At 37.0% G+C, this 21348-nt stretch carries 22 protein-coding genes; 12 read left to right on the forward strand and 10 right to left on the reverse strand.

What is annotated here, in order from left to right:
- Window positions 1-182 precede the first annotated feature (182 nt).
- Both waaA and ACE1OF_RS09890 read left to right on the forward strand, forming a co-directional pair.
- Complete coding sequence (gene waaA / locus ACE1OF_RS09885) at window positions 183-1478, forward strand: lipid IV(A) 3-deoxy-D-manno-octulosonic acid transferase (protein ID WP_448894186.1); 1296 nt, start codon at window positions 183-185, stop codon at window positions 1476-1478.
- 8 nt (window positions 1479-1486) lie between these two features.
- The gene (locus ACE1OF_RS09890) at window positions 1487-2224 is read left to right on the forward strand and encodes a 3-deoxy-D-manno-octulosonic acid kinase (RefSeq protein WP_448894187.1); all 738 of its coding nucleotides are present in this window, start codon (window positions 1487-1489) and stop codon (window positions 2222-2224) included.
- A 12-nt stretch (window positions 2225-2236) separates the two neighbouring features.
- Here the strand turns inward: ACE1OF_RS09890 and ACE1OF_RS09895 are convergent, their stop codons facing one another.
- Window positions 2237-2902, reverse strand: a complete 666-nt coding sequence (locus ACE1OF_RS09895; protein ID WP_448894188.1) for a TetR/AcrR family transcriptional regulator — start codon at window positions 2900-2902, stop codon at window positions 2237-2239.
- Window positions 2903-3160: 258 nt separating this feature from the next.
- On the opposite strand from ACE1OF_RS09895, the gene coaD reads away from it, so the two are divergent.
- Window positions 3161-3637, forward strand: coding sequence for a pantetheine-phosphate adenylyltransferase (gene coaD, locus ACE1OF_RS09900; protein WP_448894190.1), 477 nt, complete (start codon window positions 3161-3163; stop codon window positions 3635-3637).
- An 18-nt stretch (window positions 3638-3655) separates the two neighbouring features.
- On the opposite strand, the gene mutM is transcribed toward coaD, so the two are convergent.
- The 8 genes from mutM to radC all read right to left on the reverse strand — a co-directional run bounded on the left by mutM (window position 3656) and on the right by radC (window position 8044).
- The gene (gene mutM, locus ACE1OF_RS09905; protein ID WP_448894191.1) at window positions 3656-4471 is read right to left on the reverse strand and encodes a bifunctional DNA-formamidopyrimidine glycosylase/DNA-(apurinic or apyrimidinic site) lyase; all 816 of its coding nucleotides are present in this window, start codon (window positions 4469-4471) and stop codon (window positions 3656-3658) included.
- A gap of 9 nt (window positions 4472-4480) precedes the next feature.
- Window positions 4481-4975, reverse strand: coding sequence for a hypothetical protein (locus ACE1OF_RS09910; RefSeq protein ID WP_448894192.1), 495 nt, complete (start codon window positions 4973-4975; stop codon window positions 4481-4483).
- A 102-nt stretch (window positions 4976-5077) separates the two neighbouring features.
- On the reverse strand, window positions 5078-5233 hold the full coding sequence (gene rpmG / locus ACE1OF_RS09915) for a 50S ribosomal protein L33 (RefSeq protein WP_044834320.1): 156 nt from the start codon (window positions 5231-5233) through the stop codon (window positions 5078-5080).
- A 21-nt stretch (window positions 5234-5254) separates the two neighbouring features.
- On the reverse strand, window positions 5255-5491 hold the full coding sequence (rpmB, locus tag ACE1OF_RS09920) for a 50S ribosomal protein L28 (protein ID WP_159822134.1): 237 nt from the start codon (window positions 5489-5491) through the stop codon (window positions 5255-5257).
- A 280-nt stretch (window positions 5492-5771) separates the two neighbouring features.
- Window positions 5772-6170, reverse strand: a complete 399-nt coding sequence (locus ACE1OF_RS09925) for a hypothetical protein (RefSeq protein WP_448894194.1) — start codon at window positions 6168-6170, stop codon at window positions 5772-5774.
- Window positions 6157-6825 (reverse strand): AAA family ATPase, encoded by a 669-nt coding sequence (locus tag ACE1OF_RS09930; protein ID WP_448894195.1) that lies wholly within the window; start codon window positions 6823-6825, stop codon window positions 6157-6159. The genes ACE1OF_RS09925 and ACE1OF_RS09930 overlap by 14 nt, the downstream gene beginning before the upstream one ends.
- A 98-nt stretch (window positions 6826-6923) precedes the next feature.
- Complete coding sequence (locus tag ACE1OF_RS09935) at window positions 6924-7229, reverse strand: PilZ domain-containing protein (RefSeq protein ID WP_448894196.1); 306 nt, start codon at window positions 7227-7229, stop codon at window positions 6924-6926.
- Window positions 7230-7315: 86 nt separating this feature from the next.
- Window positions 7316-8044 (reverse strand): RadC family protein, encoded by a 729-nt coding sequence (gene radC / locus ACE1OF_RS09940; protein WP_448894198.1) that lies wholly within the window; start codon window positions 8042-8044, stop codon window positions 7316-7318.
- A gap of 111 nt (window positions 8045-8155) precedes the next feature.
- On the opposite strand from radC, the gene coaBC reads away from it, so the two are divergent.
- From coaBC to ACE1OF_RS09960, 4 genes are all read left to right on the forward strand, one after another.
- Window positions 8156-9361: a bifunctional phosphopantothenoylcysteine decarboxylase/phosphopantothenate--cysteine ligase CoaBC gene (gene coaBC / locus ACE1OF_RS09945; RefSeq protein ID WP_448894200.1), complete on the forward strand. Its 1206-nt coding sequence runs from the start codon at window positions 8156-8158 to the stop codon at window positions 9359-9361.
- 61 nt (window positions 9362-9422) lie between these two features.
- Window positions 9423-10019 carry a nucleoid occlusion factor SlmA gene (gene slmA / locus ACE1OF_RS09950; protein WP_448894236.1) on the forward strand — a complete coding sequence of 199 codons (597 nt, stop codon included), beginning with the start codon at window positions 9423-9425 and terminating at the stop codon, window positions 10017-10019.
- An 8-nt stretch (window positions 10020-10027) separates the two neighbouring features.
- Window positions 10028-11500, forward strand: coding sequence for an aminoacyl-histidine dipeptidase (locus tag ACE1OF_RS09955; protein WP_448894201.1), 1473 nt, complete (start codon window positions 10028-10030; stop codon window positions 11498-11500).
- Window positions 11501-11742: 242 nt separating this feature from the next.
- Window positions 11743-12402 (forward strand): response regulator, encoded by a 660-nt coding sequence (locus ACE1OF_RS09960; RefSeq protein WP_448894202.1) that lies wholly within the window; start codon window positions 11743-11745, stop codon window positions 12400-12402.
- Here ACE1OF_RS09960 and ACE1OF_RS09965 read toward each other — a convergent pair.
- Window positions 12399-15863, reverse strand: coding sequence for a hybrid sensor histidine kinase/response regulator (locus tag ACE1OF_RS09965; protein ID WP_448894203.1), 3465 nt, complete (start codon window positions 15861-15863; stop codon window positions 12399-12401). The two genes, ACE1OF_RS09960 and ACE1OF_RS09965, sit on opposite strands and share 4 nt — an antisense overlap.
- Before the next feature lie 444 nt (window positions 15864-16307).
- Here ACE1OF_RS09965 and ACE1OF_RS09970 point away from each other — a divergent pair, with 444 nt between their 5' ends.
- The 5 genes from ACE1OF_RS09970 to ACE1OF_RS09990 all read left to right on the forward strand — a co-directional run bounded on the left by ACE1OF_RS09970 (window position 16308) and on the right by ACE1OF_RS09990 (window position 21333).
- Complete coding sequence (locus tag ACE1OF_RS09970; protein ID WP_448894204.1) at window positions 16308-18443, forward strand: TonB-dependent receptor; 2136 nt, start codon at window positions 16308-16310, stop codon at window positions 18441-18443.
- 60 nt (window positions 18444-18503) lie between these two features.
- Entirely contained in the window at window positions 18504-18770 is a 267-nt protein-coding gene (locus tag ACE1OF_RS09975) for a hypothetical protein (RefSeq protein WP_448894206.1), read from the forward strand.
- Window positions 18770-19414 (forward strand): nicotinamide riboside transporter PnuC, encoded by a 645-nt coding sequence (pnuC, locus tag ACE1OF_RS09980; protein WP_448894207.1) that lies wholly within the window; start codon window positions 18770-18772, stop codon window positions 19412-19414. Before ACE1OF_RS09975 ends, pnuC begins: the two co-directional genes overlap by 1 nt.
- Before the next feature lie 11 nt (window positions 19415-19425).
- Window positions 19426-20295: a phosphotransferase gene (locus ACE1OF_RS09985; RefSeq protein WP_448894209.1), complete on the forward strand. Its 870-nt coding sequence runs from the start codon at window positions 19426-19428 to the stop codon at window positions 20293-20295.
- A 93-nt stretch (window positions 20296-20388) separates the two neighbouring features.
- Complete coding sequence (locus ACE1OF_RS09990) at window positions 20389-21333, forward strand: response regulator (RefSeq protein ID WP_448894210.1); 945 nt, start codon at window positions 20389-20391, stop codon at window positions 21331-21333.
- Window positions 21334-21348 lie beyond the last annotated feature (15 nt).

The following is a 21348-nucleotide window of genomic DNA, read 5'->3' on the forward strand; positions in this document are numbered from 1 at the left end:
TTTAGACTGTTTTTCGCCATTCCAAGTAAATAGCGTAAATTCATCATTGCTAGTGAGTTGTACTACTGAAAGCAAGCTTTGATATATTTTGAAATTACACTGTTCATATGCATAGGTATTTAATCAAACTTAGGTATAATCTACCATAAACTTATCACAGAAGAATTAAAGCAGAATAATTTATGTTGGCACTACTCATTTACCGAGTAATATTTTTATTGCTAATGCCTTTTTTATTGCTGGCTTTGTTATTTAGATCACTCAATAGTTCTCAGTACCGTCAACGTTTCAATGAACGTTTAGGCATACTCTCCAACGCTAAAGCACCTAATACTCTTGATAAGGGAGGTATTATTGTGCATGCAGCCAGTGTTGGTGAAGTAATTGCTATCTCACCTTTGGTAGAACAACTAATAGTGACATATCCGCATTTACCTATTACGGTCACTACCTTCACCCCGACAGGATCAGCACAAGTTACCAAACAATTTGGAACGCGTATTCAACACACCTATTTACCCTTAGATGTAATGCCTTGCACTCAATTGTTTTTAAATCGCTTGCAACCACAACTGATGATTTTTATGGAAACCGAATTATGGCCTAACCTTATTAATCAGTGCGCCACTAAAAAAATAAAATTATTGCTCATTAATGGTCGATTATCTGCCAAATCGCTAAAAAATTATCAAAAAATAAAGGCATTAATTACACCGACTATCAATTGTTTCGACAAAATATTATGTCAAAGTCATGATAACTTGTGTAATTTTTTACAATTAAGTGCCGACGTTGACAAATGTAGCGTGTCAGGCAACCTCAAATTTGATATTAGTATTAATGACTTAGTTCTTGAAAAACAAGCTAAATTAACAGCATTCTTACCCCAAAAAAGAGCCATTTGGTTAGTTGCTAGCACACACCCTGGTGACGAAGAAATCACATTAGCGGCTTTCAAACTAATCAAGAAAGTGTTTCCTAACTTATTACTTGTACTTGTGCCAAGACACCCTGAACGTTTTAGTTCTGTTGAAAAGCTCTGCATCAACCAAGGTTATTCTCTAGGCAAACGTAGTGAAAACACCGTGGTAACTGAGCAAGATATTTGGTTGCTAGACACTTTAGGTGAATTAATGCCCACATATGCCTTAGCCGATATAATTACAATGGGCGGAAGTTTTAGCAATATTGGTGGACATAACCCCTTAGAGCCAGCCTTATTTAAAAAGCCAATAATTGTTGGTCATGATATGCATAATTTCACTGAAATTTTAACGCAATTGAAACAAAACAATGGCGTGATACAGTTACCTATTGCCTGTAATTCTATTAGCAATACATTAGCTGAAACGGTTATCAACTTACTAGAAAATAAAAACGCAGCATTTGAGCTTGGTTCTCAAGCACATAATGTGGTACTCAATAACCAAGGTGCCAGTGATAAAACGCTAGCACAAGTACACGACTTACTAAAGTGAATCAAACTATGTTAATTAAAACATTAGAAAAGGGACCACATTACTGCCTATTTGATCACGATGAAATAGAACAATTTAGTGTTAGCATGTTATCTGAAGAATATTGGCGAAAAGAAAATGCCATCACAGGCTCAGCTCAAGGTAGAGGTACTACATGGTTTGTACAATACAGGGATAAAAAACATAAACAAACAAAACACTGGGTATTACGCCATTATTACCGTGGTGGTCTTATTGGCAAGTTAATTCGCGACAGCTACCTGTTCACTTCACAAAAAGATACTAGAGCAGCGCAAGAGTTCGCCTTATTAGCTCACATGCAAACGTTAGCCTTACCAGTCCCTAAGCCTATTGCTTATCGCATTAGACGTCACGGTTTATTTTATCAAGCTGATTTATTGAGTAGTCGTATTGAAAACGCGCAAGATTTAGTTGCTATCTTATCAAAACAAACTATATCAAACACCTTATGGAAAAAAATTGGCATGACAATAAAGCGTTTTCATGATCATAATATTTATCATCATGATTTAAATGCTCACAATATTTTAATTGATGTAGATGAGAATGTTTTTTTAATCGACTTCGATCGCGGCGAAATCAAAACATCGAACCAAAGCCTGTGGCAAAAAAGTAATATGGCGAGGCTGCAACGATCATTTTTAAAAGAAGAAAAACAATTACCTAAATTCTATTGGACGCAAGAAAATTGGCAATTGTTACTTGAAGCATATTTGAGCCATTAATCACTAACGTGTTTAGTGTACACACGCCTCCTTTTGAGCATCTTGACAACGTTGTTGGTACATATCTCTCGCTTTTAACAATTCAGGCATAGCTACTTCTGTTGTATAAGGGCGTAAAATAACTAATATCTTTAATACTCCCTGATAAAAAACTGAATCATTAATTTCATTATCAATATTCTGTGTTTGGTAGAAACTGACCCAAAACGTATTAATAATACGTAAAATACTAACCATATCAGGCAATTCCTCATCCTGAAAATTAATAATATTCGCATTTCTGAGTGAAATTAATAACTGACTAACACGCTCAGCAATTGAATGTTGCACTTCAACATATTTTTCACGCAAACTTGGGTTTTTATCTAATAAAACGGGTAAATTGCTATAAAAGAACCTAAATTTTAATAGCATTTGGAATACTGCATCCATATAAAGAATGATTGCATCAAGAGGTTTTACATCACTGCTCACTTTAGGAAAAGTATCCAACAACAAATTACGCGCATACTCTTCATAGATAGACAAAATAATGTCTTCTTTATTACGAAAATGATAATACAAATTACCGGGGCTAATACCTAAATGTGCAGCGATATGATTTGTGGTGACATTTCGCTCTCCTTGCTCATTAAATAATGCAATGCTCGCCTGAATTATTTTATCACGGGTTTTCATAAAAGTTACTTCTTTCTTTTAATGTAAAATAGTTAAAATTGCTACTATGGCTTCTATCATACTATCAAAATTCACTAAACTTAAAGTTTTTTTGAGTAAATACTTTAACATTTATTCAATATCAGCTTAAATACACAATTTCATTCAATTATTATGAATATATATTCATTTTATTGTGTTTTTGATGTTAATACTTGTCACAAACTTAGCTAAGACATTACAATGCTCTGGCATTCACCAATAAATGAAACCTAAAATATGAGCATAAAAGCAATTTACCCTGGCACATTCGATCCTGTCACAAATGGTCACTCTGATTTAATTGTCCGTGCTAGCCTATTATTTGGAGAGGTTATTATTGGTGTGGCTTCTAGCCCCAGTAAGAAACCCCGTTTTACGCTTGATCAACGTGTTGACATGATTAAAGAGATAACCAAACATTTAGACAATGTTACCGTCGTTGGTTTTAGTGGCTTATTAGTCGATTTTGCCAAATATCACCAAGCAAAAGTGCTAATACGAGGATTACGCGCAGTATCAGATTTTGAATATGAATTCCAATTAGCCAACATGAACAGACGTTTGTCGCCTGATTTAGAAAGCGTATTTTTAACGCCCGCAGAAGGCAACTCTTTTATTTCGTCTACATTAGTAAAAGAAGTTGCCCTACATAAAGGTGATGTCAGCCAATTTGTCCACCCTACTGTAAAAGTAGCGCTTGAACAGTTAGCTTAACAATTTAGCGTATTCATATTATTCTTGCTGACAGTTAGGGCAATAAACAGAGCTACGGTTTGATTGCCTAATTTCAAGTAGTTTTTCTTGGCATGTTAAACAGGCTTGCCCTGCTCGGCCATAAACAAAGAGTGATTGGGCAAAGTACCCTGGTCGACCGTCAGCTTGAGTAAAATCTTTTAGTGTTGTGCCACCTTGCTTAATTGCAGCACTGAGCACCTGCTTAATAGTAGCAGTTAAACGATTATAACGCTCTTTACTCAGCGTGCCTGCTTGTGTAGTGGGTAAAATACCAGCAAGAAATAAAGCTTCATTGGCATAAATATTACCCACACCAACCACATTATGATTATTCATTAAGAAAGTTTTGATAGGGACTTTCCTATTTTTTGCTTTTTCATACAAGTAATCATGACAAAAATCAGCACTTAAAGGCTCTGGCCCTAATTTACTCAATAATCCCTGCTTATCTTCATGTTTATTTAGCCAAAGCACAGCGCCAAAGCGTCTAGGATCATTTAAACGCAATACAGTGCCATTACTAAAAATTAATTCAAAATGATCATGCTTAGCAACAGGAATTGCTTTATCAATAACACGAAGCGTACCTGACATGCCCAAGTGTAAAAGCAATGTGCCAAGCTCAAAGCGCAACAATAAGTACTTAGCGCGTCGTTCAACTTCTTGTACTGTTAAACCGACAAGCTTTTGCACATCGACAGGAATAGGCCAACGCAATTGAGCATTACGCACAATCACTTGAGCCACGGTATTATTAACAACGTGAGGACTGATGCCCAAACGACAAACTTCAACTTCGGGTAGCTCAGGCATTAATTATCCTCAATTGATAGGTACAAGTTGATGAGTCATAGCAGCAGGTAATGCTAGCCATAGCTTTTTCTGCGAGTTATACACCAGCAGCTGATCTACTAGCGGATATAATATAAACATTTGCTCTTGTTCAATGCCTGCTAAGCTAATGTTGACTTCAATACCTGCTTGACCATCAATAATAATATCGGCCGCCTGTGGTAATCCAGCGCTTTGCTGCCAAGCAAACATCAATTGCTCTATTTGTTGATTTGTTAAATCAAGTAAAACGCCTTGGCTAGTCATTTTCCATGCTTTACCCACTCGCTCAAACATCACTGAGGATTTTTCGGGCAGTATGAGGGTTAACGTCAAAATAACACTATGCTCTGGTAATACCAACTTATCATTAACATTGCTATCGGCAGGAAATAAGCGTTCATTTGTGCTGTTAATTAATAAAATTATAATCATTACAGAAAATATAATGACATTATTCCATGCGGTTTTAGAAAGTTTAATCATACATATATTACTCGCCTAAAGATCATTGACATCATACTCAAATATCACACATAAAAAAACCCAGCAGAGCTGGGCTTTTTATGTGTACAAAGTAAAAATTAATTACTTAATTTTAGCTTCTTTATACATAACGTGCTTACGAGCTTTTGGATCAAATTTTTTGATTTCCATTTTCTCTGGCATAGTCTTTTTATTCTTATCAGTAGTATAAAAATGACCTGTACCGGCACTAGAAACTAAACGAATTTTATCACGCATAATATTCTCCTAGAAAAGCTATTAAACTTTTTCGCCACGGGCACGGATGTCAGTTAATACTGCATCAATCCCTTTCTTATCGATAATACGCATTCCTTTCGGAGTTAAACGTAATTTAACGAAACGATTTTCACTCTCTACCCAAAAACGGTGAGATTGAAGGTTTGGTAAAAAACGACGACGAGTCGCGTTTCTTGCGTGAGAACGGTTGTTCCCTACGACTGGTTTCTTGCCTGTTACTTGGCAGACTTTAGACATTTGAGTCACTCCAAAATTAATATAGCTCGAGCTTGTTTCTTCTAAGGGCATTCCCCAAGACCGTCGCCTCAGGATCCTGAAAAAGGTGGCATATTATAGAGAAACTGAATTATTAATACTAGTCCTAAAAGGAAAAAGCTATAAAAAAGGCAGCATAAAAACCAAAATATATAAAAATCAAGTGGTTATAAAATAAATGTTTAATAAAAACTCAGTTAATTGCTGTTTTTTGTCGGTTTTTTAAGTCATTATTGCTTATTCTATTAACACATAAGTGAGTTTAGCTAACATCAGATTCAAATAATTTTTTTATTTGTTCTTCTTGTTCTTTATTTGAAAGTTCATCAATCAAAATACGAAGAATATGCGATTTGGCTAAATCAGCCTGTTCAGACAACTGTTGCAACTGCTCAATAGTATTTTCACTTAAAGTAAATGTAGCCCGACGAAATGGCTTTCCTTGCATGTTTACTGTTTTTTTTTGCTCAATTAGCTGTTTAGCGTCATAAATTGCTTGCTTAAGGTTCATTTTGCCATGATTTTCATTACTCACAATTTGCGGTGAGCCTTTAGCATAATTATCTGCATCAGCAATAAATTCATCAATAGTAAACTGCTCTTTTACATTTTCCTTTGAATTTGATCTATCCTTGTTTTTCTTTAGATCAGATAAACTCATGAGCATTGTCCGGTTTCATTGCCATTAGCTCTTCTGCAATCGCTATCATTTCAGTTGCTGCTTTACCGTTAGGCTCAATTTCAATAACTGATGAGCCCTGCTCCTCACTGTCATCATAGATATTACGGCTAAAAGTTACCGCATTAAGTACATTAATACCATAAGAACTACACACTTCTTTTGCTTCTAAAATACGACCAGCTTGATTAGGCAAAGAGGGACATTGTGTAATAACAAAAGAAGCTAACATTTTTGGATTAACCATCTTACAGGTGCTGAGCATATCTTCCATATGTGGCACTGTTTTTAGGTCACGTCGTTTTGGCCTCAGTGGAATAATAACATGATCTGCCACAGACATAGCCGCACGTAATGCTAAATTATCTTGTCCACCACAATCTACAATTACATAATCATAATGTTGGGCTAAACTTAATAAATCATTGCGAATTTTACCGTACAGCTGAATACAATTAATAGCAGGAAGTGAGGGTTCGCCATTGCGGGCTTGTATCCAGTCAGATGTGGTACGTTGTGGATCACAATCAACCATTAGTACAATTGCATTCTTATTACGAGCAAAATATACCGCTAAGTTCTGCGCCAAACAGCTTTTTCCACTACCGCCTTTTTCACCACCCACTAATATCATCATATCAATTTCTTCCTAAATACTACCAAGCAATATTACTAAGTTAACATTGCTGTGATTAGTTTTTATTATAGTACAAATTTATAACATTTCTTTTGAGCCTATTTTTCTAATATTAAAGCAATTTCAAACCAACCATTTTCTTGTTTCACACATCGTAGAACTTTGCCGAATAACTTTTGGTGGTTAGCACTAGCCGACTTAAACACTACACTCACTGCTGTATGAATTGGTATAGGAATATCGCAATCAAGCTTTAAACCTCCACGAGCAAAATCTATACAGATAATTTTTTTGGTTCTTTCCTGACCACTTTCATCAGCCCACATGATATCAACTAATTCCTTTTCCATATCAAGACGAAAAGAACTACGACGTTCCAAGTCCCCATCACTTTTATCTTTCATCAAAAGATCCTATTGCTGAGCGTATTACCTTAAACCTAACTGGCATTACAGCTTTTATCAAGTTAAATCATATTATGTGATTTGCATCAACCAGAAACTATTTCACCGTGTTCTGCAAATGAATAACATTGGTGCCCTGCAATGATCATATGATCAAGTACACGTACATCAATAAGCTGTAATGCTTGCTCAAGCTTTTGAGTTATACGCTTATCAGCGATACTTGCCTCTGCAACACCTGAAGGGTGGTTATGCGCCAGAATGACAGCCGCAGCATGGTGTGTTAACGCCTGCTCAACCACAACTCTTGGGTACACCGCAGCGGCATTTAACGTGCCGAAAAAAAGACGCTCGAATTTCAAAACCTGATGTTGATTATCTAAAAAAAGTACAGCAAACACCTCTCTTGTTTCATTTCTCAGCTCACTGATTAAATAGTCACGCGTCGCTTGCGATGACGCAAGCGCACTGCCTTGTTGAGTAAGTTGTTCAGCCAAATAACGTTTTGACATTTCTAAACACGCTTGAAGCTGGACATACTTAGCACTACCTAAACCATGGTGATGACAAAACTCTTGTTGGTTAGCCCGAAACACATTGGCTAGGCTACCAAAAGACAATAACAAATTCCTAGATAAATCAACAACATTGCACCCTTTTACACCTGTTCTTAAAAAAATAGCCAAAAGCTCGGCATCACTTAAACTTGCTGCCCCAAGACTGAGTAATTTTTCTCTGGGGCGTTCTGCGCTTGGCCAGTTTTTTAACGTTTGTATTTGTAGTTTACTTTGTTGTGCTAGATCTTCTTTACACATAGTCGGCTTCCTTGCTGTTTTTGTTGGTAATTATTTTTCAACTCTTTTTTCAAATAGCAGAAATAAATGCTATCGTATTCCCCCTAATGATAAGTTTAAGATTAGCAGATTATGCAAATTCTACAGGATAAAAAAATTGTCCTTGGTATTAGTGGTGGAATCGCCGCGTATAAAACGCCTGAATTGGTACGTAGATTAAAAGATCAAGGTGCTGACATTCGAGTCGTTATGACTGAGGGGGCAAAGGCATTTATTACGCCACTCACTTTACAGGCAGTGTCTGGCAATCACGTTGCAGACAGCTTGCTTGATACACAAGCAGAATTAGCCATGGGGCATATAGAATTAGCTAAATGGGCTGATTTAATCATTATTGCGCCAGCAACTGCTGATATTATTGCACGCATTTCAGCGGGTATGGCAAATGATTTACTCACAACCATTTGTTTAGCAACCAGCGCGCCGATCGCTATTGCTCCAGCCATGAATCAACAAATGTGGCATGCAGCAGCAACACAAGCCAATGTAACCACATTAACTGAACGTAATCTTCAAATTTGGGGACCTGGGAGCGGGGAACAAGCTTGTGGTGACTTAGGTTTAGGACGCATGTTAGAAGTAGACGAGTTAGTTGCTTTGACTTGTGATTTTTTTAGCTACAAATACTTACAAGGTCAACATTGGATAATTACCGCAGGCCCAACACGCGAAGCAATAGATCCAGTTCGTTATATATCTAATCACAGTTCAGGTAAAATGGGTTATGCAATAGCACACGCAGCATTACGCGCAGGAGCAAAAGTCACCTTAATTTCAGGGCCAGTGAACCTTAGTGCGCCAGTAGGATGTCAGTTAATCTCAGTAACTAGCGCTGAAGAAATGCATCAAGCTGCATTAAATATTGCACCACAGGGGACTACCTTTGTTGCTTGTGCCGCAGTTGCTGATTACCGAGTTGCCAATATTGCCAATCAAAAAATTAAAAAAAATAACGATGCTATGCATCTTGAGCTAGTGAAAAATCATGATATTGTTGCCGATGTTGCTCGTTTGCCTAACAGACCCTTTATGGTAGGTTTTGCTGCCGAAACCCAAAATGTAGAAGAATATGCTCGCGGTAAGTTAATCAGTAAAAATTTAAACCTAATTGCCGCAAATAATGTAGCAAAATCAGGTCAAGGCTTTAACAGTGATGATAATGCCTTAACGTTATATAGTGCTATTGATAAAACTGAAATACCCTTGGAAAATAAGCAAATCATTGCACAAAAACTTGTATCATTAATTAACCAACACTATGGTTTAACAAAAACTTAAGTGAGTTATGGCTTTAACACAACACCCAACAAGAAAAACAAATAACAGAGAATATCTTACTATGTCAGTTAGCCCTAAGAGCAAGCAGAAAGTTAGTCGTAAACAACAAATATTAGAATGCTTAGCATTAATGTTGCAATCAAGCCCAGGGCAGCGCATTACTACCGCTAAGTTGGCAGCAGAAGTTGGCGTTTCTGAAGCAGCGTTATATCGCCACTTTCCTTCAAAAGCACGTATGTTTGAAGGCCTGATCGATTTTATTGAAGAGTCCATTTTTTCTCGTATCAATTTAATTTTATCTGATCACAAAGAAACGTTAGTTCGCTGCCATCATGTATTACATGTATTATTGGTTTTTGCTGAGCGAAATCCTGGCATGTGCCGTATATTATCAGGTGATGCTTTAATGGGTGAAAACGAGCGATTACGTAATAGAGTACATCAATTTTTTGAAAAACTTGAGTCACAATTTAAACAAATACTACGCGAACGAAAATTGCGTGAAGGCAAAACATTTACCATTAACGAGCAAGCACTAGCCAATATCTTAGTTGCATTTGCGGAAGGAAAAATCAATCAATATGTACGTTCTGGTTTTGATAAAAAACCAAGTTGTGACTTTAATGAACAATGGCAATTTTTAATGGCAAGCAAATAAGGAAAAACATGGGCACGTTATCACACCTTAAACCTACAGGTTTATGGCAATTATTTGAACAAATTTGTAGTATTCCACATCCGTCAAAGCACGAACAAAAAATATCAGCTTGGATTCAACAATGGGCGACAGATCTAGGCTTAGCAGTTAAAGAAGATGCTGTGGGTAATTTGTTTATCAAAAAACCTGCAACACCTGGGATGGAAGATCGTCAAGGCATTATTTTACAAGCCCATATGGACATGGTGCCACAAAAAAACAATGATACTAACCATGACTTTCTCGTTGATCCTATTCACCCTTATATTGTCACCGAAACCGATGGCGACTGGGTAACGGCTGACGGCACCACCTTAGGGGCTGATAATGGTGTTGGCTTGGCTTCAGCTTTAGCTGTACTAGCTAGTGATGATCTTATTCATGGGCCTTTAGAAGTGCTCGTTACAATTGACGAAGAAGCAGGAATGTCCGGTGCTTTTGGCCTTGAAGCAGGTTGGTTAGACGGCGATATTTTAATTAACACTGACTCAGAACAAGAAGGCGAGGTCTATATGGGCTGTGCTGGCGGTATTGATGGTTTAGCCACGTTTGCCTTAACCTTTGAAGATGTGCCAGCAAATTACCAAGGGTTTAATTTATCAATTTCAGGCCTAAAAGGTGGGCATTCTGGGGTTGATATCCATACTGGCAGAGCCAATGCAAATAAACTGCTAACACGTTTCTTGCTTGATGCAAGTAACGACTTTGACATTCGGTTAACCGAATTTAACGGCGGTAGTTTACGTAATGCCATCCCTAGAGAAGCTAATGCCAGCTTCGTTGTTGATAAAGCACAAATTGAGTCGTTAAAATCAGCCTTAGCTTTATATTTATCAACTATTCAAGCTAATTTAGCTGCTATTGAAACCGATATTAATATGCTGCTTATTTCACCCGAAGACTTTGAACAATGCTGGGATAGCACTACCCAAAGTAATATTTTACTTGCGCTTAACGCCTGTCCTAACGGGGTGATCCGTATGAGTGATGATATTGAAGGAATAGTGGAAACTTCTTTAAATCTAGGCGTTATTCAAACTCGTGGCAACAAACTTAATGCATTAGTGCTTATTCGCAGCTTGCATGACGATGGCCGCGCAGAAACACAACGTACTGTGCAATCAGTGTTCGAATTAGCCGGAGCTAACGTTGCATTTAGTGGCGCTTATCCCGGCTGGAAACCCAACCCTGACTCAGCCATTATGAAAACTGTGAGCGACACCTATCAAGCATTATTTAATAAAGTTCCTGCTATTATGGTTATCCATGCTGGTTTAGAATGTGGTTTATTTAAAAGTGCTTACCCACACTGGGACATGGTATCTATTGGCCCTACCATTAAATTTCCTCACTCACCTGATGAAAAAATTGAAATTGCCACCGTTGCGCAATATTGGCAGTTATTAACCACAGTACTAGAGAAAGCCCCAAAAAAACAATAACCCAAGCAATGTGATTGTTGATGCTGAGATTGCTCAGCAATCATAATTTTAGCTTTAAACTGCACTTTGAAGGCTACAGCATTAAGAAAATATATCTCTTGAATATTGCTCATTCAGACTTACTGAAACCCACCTCTTGCGCTATAAACAGATCACTCAATATTCAAGGTTCTAAAAAGTAAAATTTGTCATTAGTCATTTTTCCGTTAGAATAGAATACTTACTTGTTTAGGAAGTTTTCTATGTTTCAGCCTCAAAAAATAATAATTGCTGACGACCACCCTTTGTTTAGACAGGCTCTATTGGGTACCTTAAAGAATAAATTAAGCCAAACACAATGGCTTGAAGCGCAAACAATTGCCGAACTTGAACAACAACTTCAAGACAATAGTGATAGTGACTTATTACTATTAGATTTAAATATCCCTGGTGCCCATGGTTTTAGTACGCTCATTCACGTGAGAAATCATTTTCCACAAATACCGGTAGTCATCGTTTCTGCTCACGAAGAACACAATACAATTAGTAAAGCGATGGGCTATGGAGCAGCAGGCTTTGTGCCAAAATCGACACCAGTAGAAGATATTTTTACCGCCATAGTCACCGTTTTATCGGGTGAAATTTGGCTACCAAAATCATTTCAAGACATCCCAAAAGATGGCGAGTGTAGTGATATTGCAGAGCGTGTTGCCAGCTTAACCCAACAACAGTACAAAATATTAATGATGTTTGCTCAAGGCTTGCTCAATAAACAAATTGCCTATGATCTCAATGTATCTGAAGCAACAATTAAAGCACATGCCACGGCAATATTCCGTAAACTCAATGTGAGAAACCGTACCCAAGCAGTGATTGCTATAGCCCAGTTAGATTTAACTGAAAAAGGCTTCGAACAAAGCTAATCACCATAATCTACCTGCAATTTCTGCGCTAGCTTAGCACTCATCAATGCTCTTAGCGCAGCTGGTTTTACTAATTTACGCATAAAGCCTACATCGGCATTTTTTGCTTTAGTTTCAATACCAAGCTCTGTTGTTGCCGTAATCAAAATGGCTGGAATATAATGATTACAGTCTTTACGCATATCAGCAATTAATGTTAACCCATCAATCTGCTCCCCTGCTGGTAAATCAGCATGATAGCCTAATTGATAGTCTACCAATAAAATATCAATATCTTGTTGGTGATTTGCAAACTCAATTAAAGCCGTTTCTCTTGAGTCTGCAGCAAGAATATTACATTGCCACGCAGACAACAATTCAACCATGCCACTTAATACATCAGGATCATTATCAATACACAACACGGTAATATCTTTAAAACCCATATTTGATAACGGCACAACCGCTTTAGGTTTAGTTATTAGTGGGCTGGCCTTTTCAACTGAAATAGAAAATTTACAACCTTGCATTTCACGTGATTGCAGACTTAAAGAATGACCCAATAAATCCACCAATGACTGCGTAATATTCAAGCCTAAACCTAAACCACGGCATGATTGGCTTGTAGGCGTATCTAACTGTATAAACTGCTCAAAAACTAACACTTGTTTTTCTAAAGGAATACCTGGGCCATTATCCAGCACTTGTATAATGACTTGATTATCATACAGCCTTGCACCTAAAAGTACTTTACCTGGGCTAGCATACCTAAAAGCGTTACCCACTAAATTCTGAATAATACGTCGCAATAAGTGTTGATCTGATTTTACCCAAGCTTTTGTGGCAACAAGTCTGAATTCGATATTTTGCTCTACAGCTAAAGCAGCAAATTCTTGCTCTAAATCTTCAAATAATTCATTTAATGCAAAGACTTCAATGTGGGGCTTAATATTACCACTTTCTAAACGTGCTATCTGTGCCAAATCTTCTAACAAATCATTCGCAGCTCTGAGAGATTTATCAATATTATCAACTTGGCGTTGTTGTTCAGACGTTAAATCTTGTTGTTCTGTTAAAGCAGAGGTAAATAAACGCGCAGCTTCTAATGGTTGCATTAAATCATGGCTACAAGCTTTTAAATATTGACTCTTTTTAATATGAGCTTGCTCGGCCTTTTCATGCGCTTTGGCTAATGCTTCATTTGTTTTTGCCAAGGTTAACGTGCGTTCATAAACCCTTGTTTCTAAATCTAAATTAGCTTCTTTCAATACTTGTTCAGCTTGGCGATACGCGGTAATATCTGAAAATAACATAACGAAACCACCGCCAGGTAACGGATTACCTTCAATCAGAATAGTTTGTCCATTGGCTTGCTGTCTTTCAGAACTGTGTGGACTACCTTTACGTAAGTATTCAAGACGCCTAAACACTTGGTTATCAATATCACCTGCCCCACACAAACCTCGTTTAACATTATGACGAATTAATGCCTCAATAGGGCTGCCAACTCTGACTAGCTCTGGCGGATAATCAAATAAATCCAAATATTTTTTGTTCCATGCCACCAATTTTAACTCTTCATCAATAATCGAAATACCTTCACTGGCATTTTCTATTGCACTCTGTAATAGATTTTGCGAGAACGCTTGCTTTTGGCTTGATGCATCTTCAACTAACACAGCCAAATCATCTAAGGCAATATCTCGACCATCAAGCGCCGAAGATAATACTAACCTAGCCGAAGAAGCTCCCATAACAAGCGCTAATGTATTTTCAGTGTGCTGCAATAGCTGTTGGTTATAATTTGCGTTGCCTAACTGTTTTTTATCATGTGAAGACAAAAATAAGCTAAAACTTGATTTTGCCTTAGCTTCACCCACAAAACGTGAGGCAAGTAATTCTAATTCGCTCACATCTAATTGACGTTTTTTCTCAACTTTCAAAAATTTAGGTGATTGCCACTCCAAAAATAATGACGCTTGAATTCTTTCTTGGACACTTTGACGACTAATTTGTGACAAGGCCCACATAACAATTATGTTAGCGACTAAACTAAAGAGCGTAGCTGTGGTTTTAGCAGGTAATATGCCTTCTGCAAAAGGAGATGGATACAAGCCAAACTGGGGTAAAAAATTCAACGTCAACCAAAGAATAAAGCCAACGAGTATACCTGCATAAACTCCAACTAAACTTGCACGCCGCCAGTAAAAAGCAACAATAAGTGCTGGTGTTAGCTGCGCGAATGCACCAAAAGCAACTTCACCAGACGACGATAAAGTATCTGGCGCTGCCAAAATAAAAACAGCATAACCAGACATAATAACAAAAAGTATCAATAGTTTACGTATATTTAATAACCGCTGTCTAAAACTATCGTAATTAGACTCCGCTACTTTTTGACGGCGATAAAGTAATGGAAAAACAATTTCATTACTGAGCATTGTGCTCAAGGCAATAGCAGAAATAATCACCATAGAACTAGCCGCAGAAACTGCACCAATAAAAGTAAACAAGGTTAGCCAAGTCTGCCCCCCGATACTAGGTAAAAACAAAACATACACATCAGACGCAACACTATTCCCTAATAGTAACTGCCCTGCCAACCCCAAAGGAGCAGCAAAAAATGCAAAAATTAAAACATAAATTGGAAATACTCTTCGGCCAAGCCAAGTATCTTTCTGATCTTTTAATTCAACAACCATTACTTGAAATTGTCTTGGTAACGACAAAAATGCTGCCATCACAATAACCAACATGGCTAACATTGAACTAATATTTCCAACATTCATTTGCTGTTCTAATTTTAAAGTTGCATTTGACTGCTGCCAAATATCAGCGGGGGAATCAAACAAAGAGAAACACACAAATAAACTTACCGCTAAAAAGGCAATAATTTTCACAAATGACTCAAACGCGATTGCCAGCATTACACCAGGGTGTCGTTCGGTAACATCAATATTACGAATACCAAATAAAATAGAGAAACCTGATAGCACCAAACTGACAACCAAGCCAATATGCCAACTACTAAGACTTTGATCTTCTTGTAATTGTTGGAAAGTATACACCATAGCTTTTAGCTGCAAAGCAATGTAAGGCATAGTGCCAACAAAGGAAACAAGCGTAACAATAATGGCTAGATTATGTGATTTACCAAACCGCGAAGCTAATAAATCAGCAATAGACGTTAAATTGAGTTTTAAACTAATGCGGATAATGCGTTGTATAAATGGCCATGCAAAGATAAAAAGTATAATTGGACCAAGATAAATAGGGATATGAGATAGAAAATTAGTAGACGCTTGCCCAGCCGTACCAAGAAAACTCCAAGAAGTACAATATACGCCCAAAGTTAAGGCATAAATAATCCCTTGGCCTTTTTTAGCTAACTGATTACGGTATTTATCCCCTAAATAGGCAATTAAAAATAATAGGCCAATGTAAACTAAGCTAAGACTAACTAACTGCCAGTTGGGGAACATTACACTTCTCTACTGTTGATGATTAGTGTTAATTCTATCTTAAATTAATACTATGCTAAATTAAATTTATACCTACTACCTGACTAATATAGCCAAATAACCGCCTTCCGATAAATACGACCTTTAGCTAATTAAATGAATAACCATACTGATTTTTTACTAAATAATTAACTATTGCACATTAAACTTTGTTACACTGCGCGCGAACCAAGGAGTGCGGTTTTGTTTTTTTACTTAAAACTAAATAAGTACAATAACAAGTAACTGCTGAGATGTTGATGATATCAACAAACCCTTTGAACCTGGACGGGAACTTATTCTCATTTTAAATGTTAATAAGTAGCCGGCGTAGGAATGGTTAGTGAGTCAATCACAATGTCAACACAATAACCTCCCAGTGCCGGATCCCATAGTATCAATTGATTTAATACTTATGAGATCTATATGAATTTTACCCAATCAACACTTACAGCAACCCTTTCTTCATTGTTGCTTTCTACAACATTATCAAGTTTGCAAACAAAGGCTAATGAAGCACAAAGTTCCAAACTATCAACCATAGAAACGATTACCGTCACCAGTGATTTTAGACAACAGAATCTGCTAAAAACACCAAGTGCTTTATCAGTATTAACGGCTATTGAAGTACAGCAACGCAATGCTCAAAATCTTGAAGAATTAGTGGCCGTTATTCCTAATGTTAATTTTGCTAGTGGTTCACAGCGTGCACGTTATTATCAAATTCGTGGTATTGGCGAAAGAAGTCAATTTAATGAACCCATTAATCCCTCAGTAGGTATGATTATTGACGGTATTGATTTTACGGGTATTGGCAGTATTGCTAACCTCTTTGATGCTCAGCAAGTAGAGGTTTTCAGAGGGCCTCAAGGCACACGTTTTGGCGCTAATGCCCTAGCTGGTATGTTTAATATCACAACCAATGCGCCTACTGATGAATTTGAAGGCCATATTAAACTAGACGCAGGCAACTACAATAGTTATGGCTTAGGGCTTGCAATATCAGGCCCAGCTTCAGATGAAATAAATTATCGTTTAGCTGCAAATCATTACCAAAGTGATGGATTTATTGACAATAATTACTTGAACAAAAGTGATACCAATAATCGTGATGAAACTAGTCTTAGAGGTAAATTGTCAATACAAGCAACTAATGATTTAACAATTGATATATCGGCTTTTCATTTTGACTTTGATAATGGCTATGACGCATTTTCGTTAGACAATAATCGTCAAACTCTATCAGATCAACCCGGTTTAGATAAACAAAAAACTCATGCTATCGCCGCTAACTTAACTTACCAAGGTTTTGAGAAATTTACACTCGTTACCCTTTTAAGCCATGCTGACTCTGATTTAGCATATGGATTTGACGAAGATTGGGCCTATAAAGGCATTTCGGCACCTGAAACAATTGAAAACCCTGATTATGCCTATTGGGAATATTCTTCAACTGACTATTATTTCCGTGATAAATCAACACAAACAATAGAATTAAGAGCACTATCTAACAAAACAAGTAAATTGTTTAATAACACAACCTCTTGGGTTGCTGGGCTTTATTACAAACAAGATGACGAAGATCTGCAACGTCAATATACCTATTTAATCAGTGATTTCACTTCAACATTTGATAGTAAATCAATTGCTGTATATGGTCAGCTTGATAGTAAATTAAACTCAACATTAACATTAACCACGGGCTTAAGAGTTGAACAACGCAGCGCTGACTATATTAATTCTGACAATTTCAATGATAGCCCTGACGATACAATGATTGGTGGTAAGTTAGTACTTAGTTACCAGCAAAACGACAATAGTTTTTGGTATGGTTCAATTAATAGAGGTTATAAAGCAGGTGGTGCAAATACCGATGGCACTTTACCTGATGATTTACGCACTTTTGACCCTGAATATTTAGTCAATTATGAGCTAGGTTATAAAGTGTCCTTGTTTGACAGTTCAGCTTTTATTCGTGCTGCTGCCTTTTATATGGACAGAAGCGATATACAAGTAAAAAGCTCGAAAACTATTGTTCGTGAAGATGGTAGTTCAGAGTTTATTGCCTACTTGGGTAATGCTGCAACAGGCTCTAACATCGGCATAGAGGTTGAAGCAAATTGGCAATTTAACGAATTAATTGAATTTTACGGGGCATTGGGTTTACTTGATACTGAGTTCAAGGGCTTTGTCAATGCCGATGGTGCATCGTTAGATGGCAGGCAACAAGCGCATGCGCCAAATTATCAATTTAACTTTGGCGTTAATATTCGTCCAAATGAAGATTGGTTGATTAACTTCTCCGCTGATGGCAAAGATGGGTTTTATTTCTCAGACAGTCATAATGAGCGGTCAAAATCAATAGAGCTAATTAATGCCTCTGTGAGTTATTTACAAGATGATTATCAAATAAAACTATGGGCACGAAATTTAACTGATGAAGAGTACGCCAACCGTGGTTTTTATTTTGGTAATGACCCTAGAGATGGGTATACTAACAAGCAATATTCTCAATTATCAGAGCCATTAGTTTTCGGTATTACGCTTGACTATCAGTTCTAAAACTCATACTGGTACACACTAATACCTCATTATTAGTGTGTACTAATTAAAGGATATATTATGCAAATCTCTATCGAATTAAGTTTATACCCACTTGCAGAAACACAGTATAAAAGTGAAATATGGGCTTTTATAAAACGCCTACGCAAAGTTGAAGGGCTAAACGTGGTAACTAACGGTATGAGCACCCAAGTTTTTGGTGATTATGACCTAGCAGTAACTAATGTCATGGCAGAAATAAAACACGTTCATAGTACCGTAGGTGCCGCTGTGTTTGTATGTAAATTTATTGGTGGTCATCATGCGCAACCAGAGCCTGAAAGTTAATGACTGAGTTGCTTGTTAGCTTTTTTGACTACACAGCTAAACTACCATGGCTTGAATTAATAGCCATGTTGCTAGCGCTTGCTTATGTTTTATGGGCTGCCATTGGTTCAATTTGGTGTTGGCCTGCCGCCTTTTTCAGCACAGCGCTCTACACGTATATTTTTTATGACGTGTCATTACTGATGGACAGTGCCCTTAATATTTATTATTTGATTATGGCTGTTTATGGTTACTGGATTTGGCAAAAAGATAGTAGCCATACAAATAGCCAACAAAGTAAAGCGCACTTAACCATTGTTTCGTGGCAACTAAACATTCATGTCAAAGCTTGTCTCATATTAACGGTAATTTCTTTTATCTTAGGCTATTTTATGGCCAACTTCTCCTCGGCCCATTTTCCGTATTTTGATACATTCACCACAGTTTTTGCTATATTTGCCACTTATTTAGTGACTCAAAAAGTACTCGAAAATTGGATTTATTGGATTGTAATTGATGCGGTTTCTATCTATCTCTATCTTGCAAAAGACTTAATACCAACCGTTGTTTTATTTGGTATTTATATCATTATTGCTACTTGGGGTTACTTTAAATGGTTAGGCTTGTATAAACAACGGCAACTAAATGTGCACAGGGCGGCGTAAGGTTGTTGGTTATGGTTCCTCCTTTAAGCTCATTACCTTGCTTCACTCACATTAATCTTATTGAACCCATAATCACTGGCCTTAGCAGTCTTTGTTACCAAGTACACGCCGACAATAAATTTTATTTTGCCAAACAAACAAGCGTAAACGAATCTATTTTTTGCCTCCTTTCAGCCAAAAAAAACATTAGCCCTAGCGTTTTTTATCATGACCAATACTGGCTTATAACCTCATTTATTGAGGGAGAAAATTTATCTTTAAGCCAACAATCAATCCATAACAAAATTACATGCGCTATACAGTTAATGGCGCAATGCCATAAATTATCAACAAAAACTCTGTTGCACGAACCGGCCTTATCCCTTGAACCAAGAACGCTTGTTTATGATCTCATTGATAAAATATACGTCACAAAAAAACAATTAATAACAATTTCAGCCCTACAGAAAAGTACAATAAACGCTATTGCCAATCACATACTTACACTGATACCCCCTCTAACCAACAAGGTTTGCTGCCATGGAGATATCAATTTCAGCAATATACTATTATCTCCTGAAAAACACGCTTATTTAGTTGATTATGAGTGTGCGTGCATTGCACCTGCAGAATACGATTTAGCTATGTTTATTGCCGTAAATAATCTAGAGAGCGAGTCTATTTTAACTATAACCCAACAATATTCAGCACATGCGATAGTTGATTTAAATTTACCGTTGTTAAAACACTATCTAACATATTGCCATTTCATTAATGGCTTATGGTATATAAATGCCTACCAAAAATCTGCTTCATCATCATTTATCCATTTAGCAAAACAACAGTGGCAAAATATTCACACTGTTGAGCTGATAAAGGTTGCCCTAGGTAATCTTCCTTGATTTCAGCTATGAACTTATTGCAATGCGACAATAGTTCTAGTAGTTTAACTTCAACCATATAATTACAAAAACAATAAATGTTGGATTTTATTTATGTCTGTAGAAACAATTTACAAGGTCACTTTACACCCTTTTATCAATGAATCTATCGCTAGTCTTAAAGCAATGACACGCCTAACGGGTTCTTCTGGCGATGCCTTTATGGATCAAGTAGATGATTTTCGTTTTAAAGGCTATGCCGTATGCTCAGAAGTCAAAGGCTGTATTAACGGTGTAATCATGATGCACCATTATCCAGAAACCGCCATCGCTATTGGTAATTCTGTTTGCGAAACCATGTTCGATGAAAAATATAACCACACAGAGATAAACGAAGAACTAAGCAATGCATTGGCCGAGTGGGGCAATACCATTGTAGGACGCTCTACTGATTTGTTAAGTCGACATAATTTAGAGTTTAATTTTTCTAGCCCGTACTTTGTTCATAACTTTGATGATATGGAAAAATACTTAGTTGGCGTTAAAGAAATTATTACTGTCCCTATTACCGTTGAAGGTGTTGGGCGTTATTACTTTAACTTATTAGTACGTGATGTTAATTTCCAAACAGGTGGGGCTAAACGCGAAGAAAGTTCAGGTATTGCCAACCCATATAACACACCTTTACCTACTGGTAGCAAAATATTACTCGTTGATGACAGCGCCATGATTCGTAAAGCACTAAAACGTTTTCTAAATAATTTAGGCTACGAAAATATCATTGAAGCAAATGATGGCTCTGCTGCAGTCGCCTTGGTTGAAAGTGAAAACCCTGACTTTCTATTCATGGATGTTATTATGGATGAAATGAATGGGAATGAGGCATTACAAACTATCCGCGCTAATGGAAATAATGTACCCGTAGTAATGCTGTCATCTGTTACCGATCAAGCTTTAGTTAAGCAATGTGAAGAAATTGGCGTGTCTGGTTTTATTTTTAAACCAATTCAAGCAAGTAATGGTGCTGAAATCATTAAATCTTATCTAAAAATAGCATAAAATAATTTACCAAAA

The organism is Colwellia sp. E150_009 (genome assembly GCF_053543955.1).

What these genes read in the sequence shown, in the direction of transcription:
- waaA (WP_448894186.1), top strand. Translation starts at nt 183, where the DNA reads ATGTTGGCACTACTCATTTACCGAGTAATATTTTTATTGCTAATGCCT.
- ACE1OF_RS09890 (WP_448894187.1), top strand. Translation starts at nt 1,487, where the DNA reads ATGTTAATTAAAACATTAGAAAAGGGACCACATTACTGCCTATTTGAT.
- ACE1OF_RS09895 (WP_448894188.1), bottom strand. Translation starts at nt 2,902, where the DNA reads ATGAAAACCCGTGATAAAATAATTCAGGCGAGCATTGCATTATTTAAT.
- coaD (WP_448894190.1), top strand. Translation starts at nt 3,161, where the DNA reads ATGAGCATAAAAGCAATTTACCCTGGCACATTCGATCCTGTCACAAAT.
- mutM (WP_448894191.1), bottom strand. Translation starts at nt 4,471, where the DNA reads ATGCCTGAGCTACCCGAAGTTGAAGTTTGTCGTTTGGGCATCAGTCCT.
- ACE1OF_RS09910 (WP_448894192.1), bottom strand. Translation starts at nt 4,975, where the DNA reads ATGATTAAACTTTCTAAAACCGCATGGAATAATGTCATTATATTTTCT.
- rpmG (WP_044834320.1), bottom strand. Translation starts at nt 5,233, where the DNA reads ATGCGTGATAAAATTCGTTTAGTTTCTAGTGCCGGTACAGGTCATTTT.
- rpmB (WP_159822134.1), bottom strand. Translation starts at nt 5,491, where the DNA reads ATGTCTAAAGTCTGCCAAGTAACAGGCAAGAAACCAGTCGTAGGGAAC.
- ACE1OF_RS09925 (WP_448894194.1), bottom strand. Translation starts at nt 6,170, where the DNA reads ATGAGTTTATCTGATCTAAAGAAAAACAAGGATAGATCAAATTCAAAG.
- ACE1OF_RS09930 (WP_448894195.1), bottom strand. Translation starts at nt 6,825, where the DNA reads ATGATGATATTAGTGGGTGGTGAAAAAGGCGGTAGTGGAAAAAGCTGT.
- ACE1OF_RS09935 (WP_448894196.1), bottom strand. Translation starts at nt 7,229, where the DNA reads ATGAAAGATAAAAGTGATGGGGACTTGGAACGTCGTAGTTCTTTTCGT.
- radC (WP_448894198.1), bottom strand. Translation starts at nt 8,044, where the DNA reads ATGTGTAAAGAAGATCTAGCACAACAAAGTAAACTACAAATACAAACG.
- coaBC (WP_448894200.1), top strand. Translation starts at nt 8,156, where the DNA reads ATGCAAATTCTACAGGATAAAAAAATTGTCCTTGGTATTAGTGGTGGA.
- slmA (WP_448894236.1), top strand. Translation starts at nt 9,423, where the DNA reads ATGTCAGTTAGCCCTAAGAGCAAGCAGAAAGTTAGTCGTAAACAACAA.
- ACE1OF_RS09955 (WP_448894201.1), top strand. Translation starts at nt 10,028, where the DNA reads ATGGGCACGTTATCACACCTTAAACCTACAGGTTTATGGCAATTATTT.
- ACE1OF_RS09960 (WP_448894202.1), top strand. Translation starts at nt 11,743, where the DNA reads ATGTTTCAGCCTCAAAAAATAATAATTGCTGACGACCACCCTTTGTTT.
- ACE1OF_RS09965 (WP_448894203.1), bottom strand. Translation starts at nt 15,863, where the DNA reads ATGTTCCCCAACTGGCAGTTAGTTAGTCTTAGCTTAGTTTACATTGGC.
- ACE1OF_RS09970 (WP_448894204.1), top strand. Translation starts at nt 16,308, where the DNA reads ATGAATTTTACCCAATCAACACTTACAGCAACCCTTTCTTCATTGTTG.
- ACE1OF_RS09975 (WP_448894206.1), top strand. Translation starts at nt 18,504, where the DNA reads ATGCAAATCTCTATCGAATTAAGTTTATACCCACTTGCAGAAACACAG.
- pnuC (WP_448894207.1), top strand. Translation starts at nt 18,770, where the DNA reads ATGACTGAGTTGCTTGTTAGCTTTTTTGACTACACAGCTAAACTACCA.
- ACE1OF_RS09985 (WP_448894209.1), top strand. Translation starts at nt 19,426, where the DNA reads ATGGTTCCTCCTTTAAGCTCATTACCTTGCTTCACTCACATTAATCTT.
- ACE1OF_RS09990 (WP_448894210.1), top strand. Translation starts at nt 20,389, where the DNA reads ATGTCTGTAGAAACAATTTACAAGGTCACTTTACACCCTTTTATCAAT.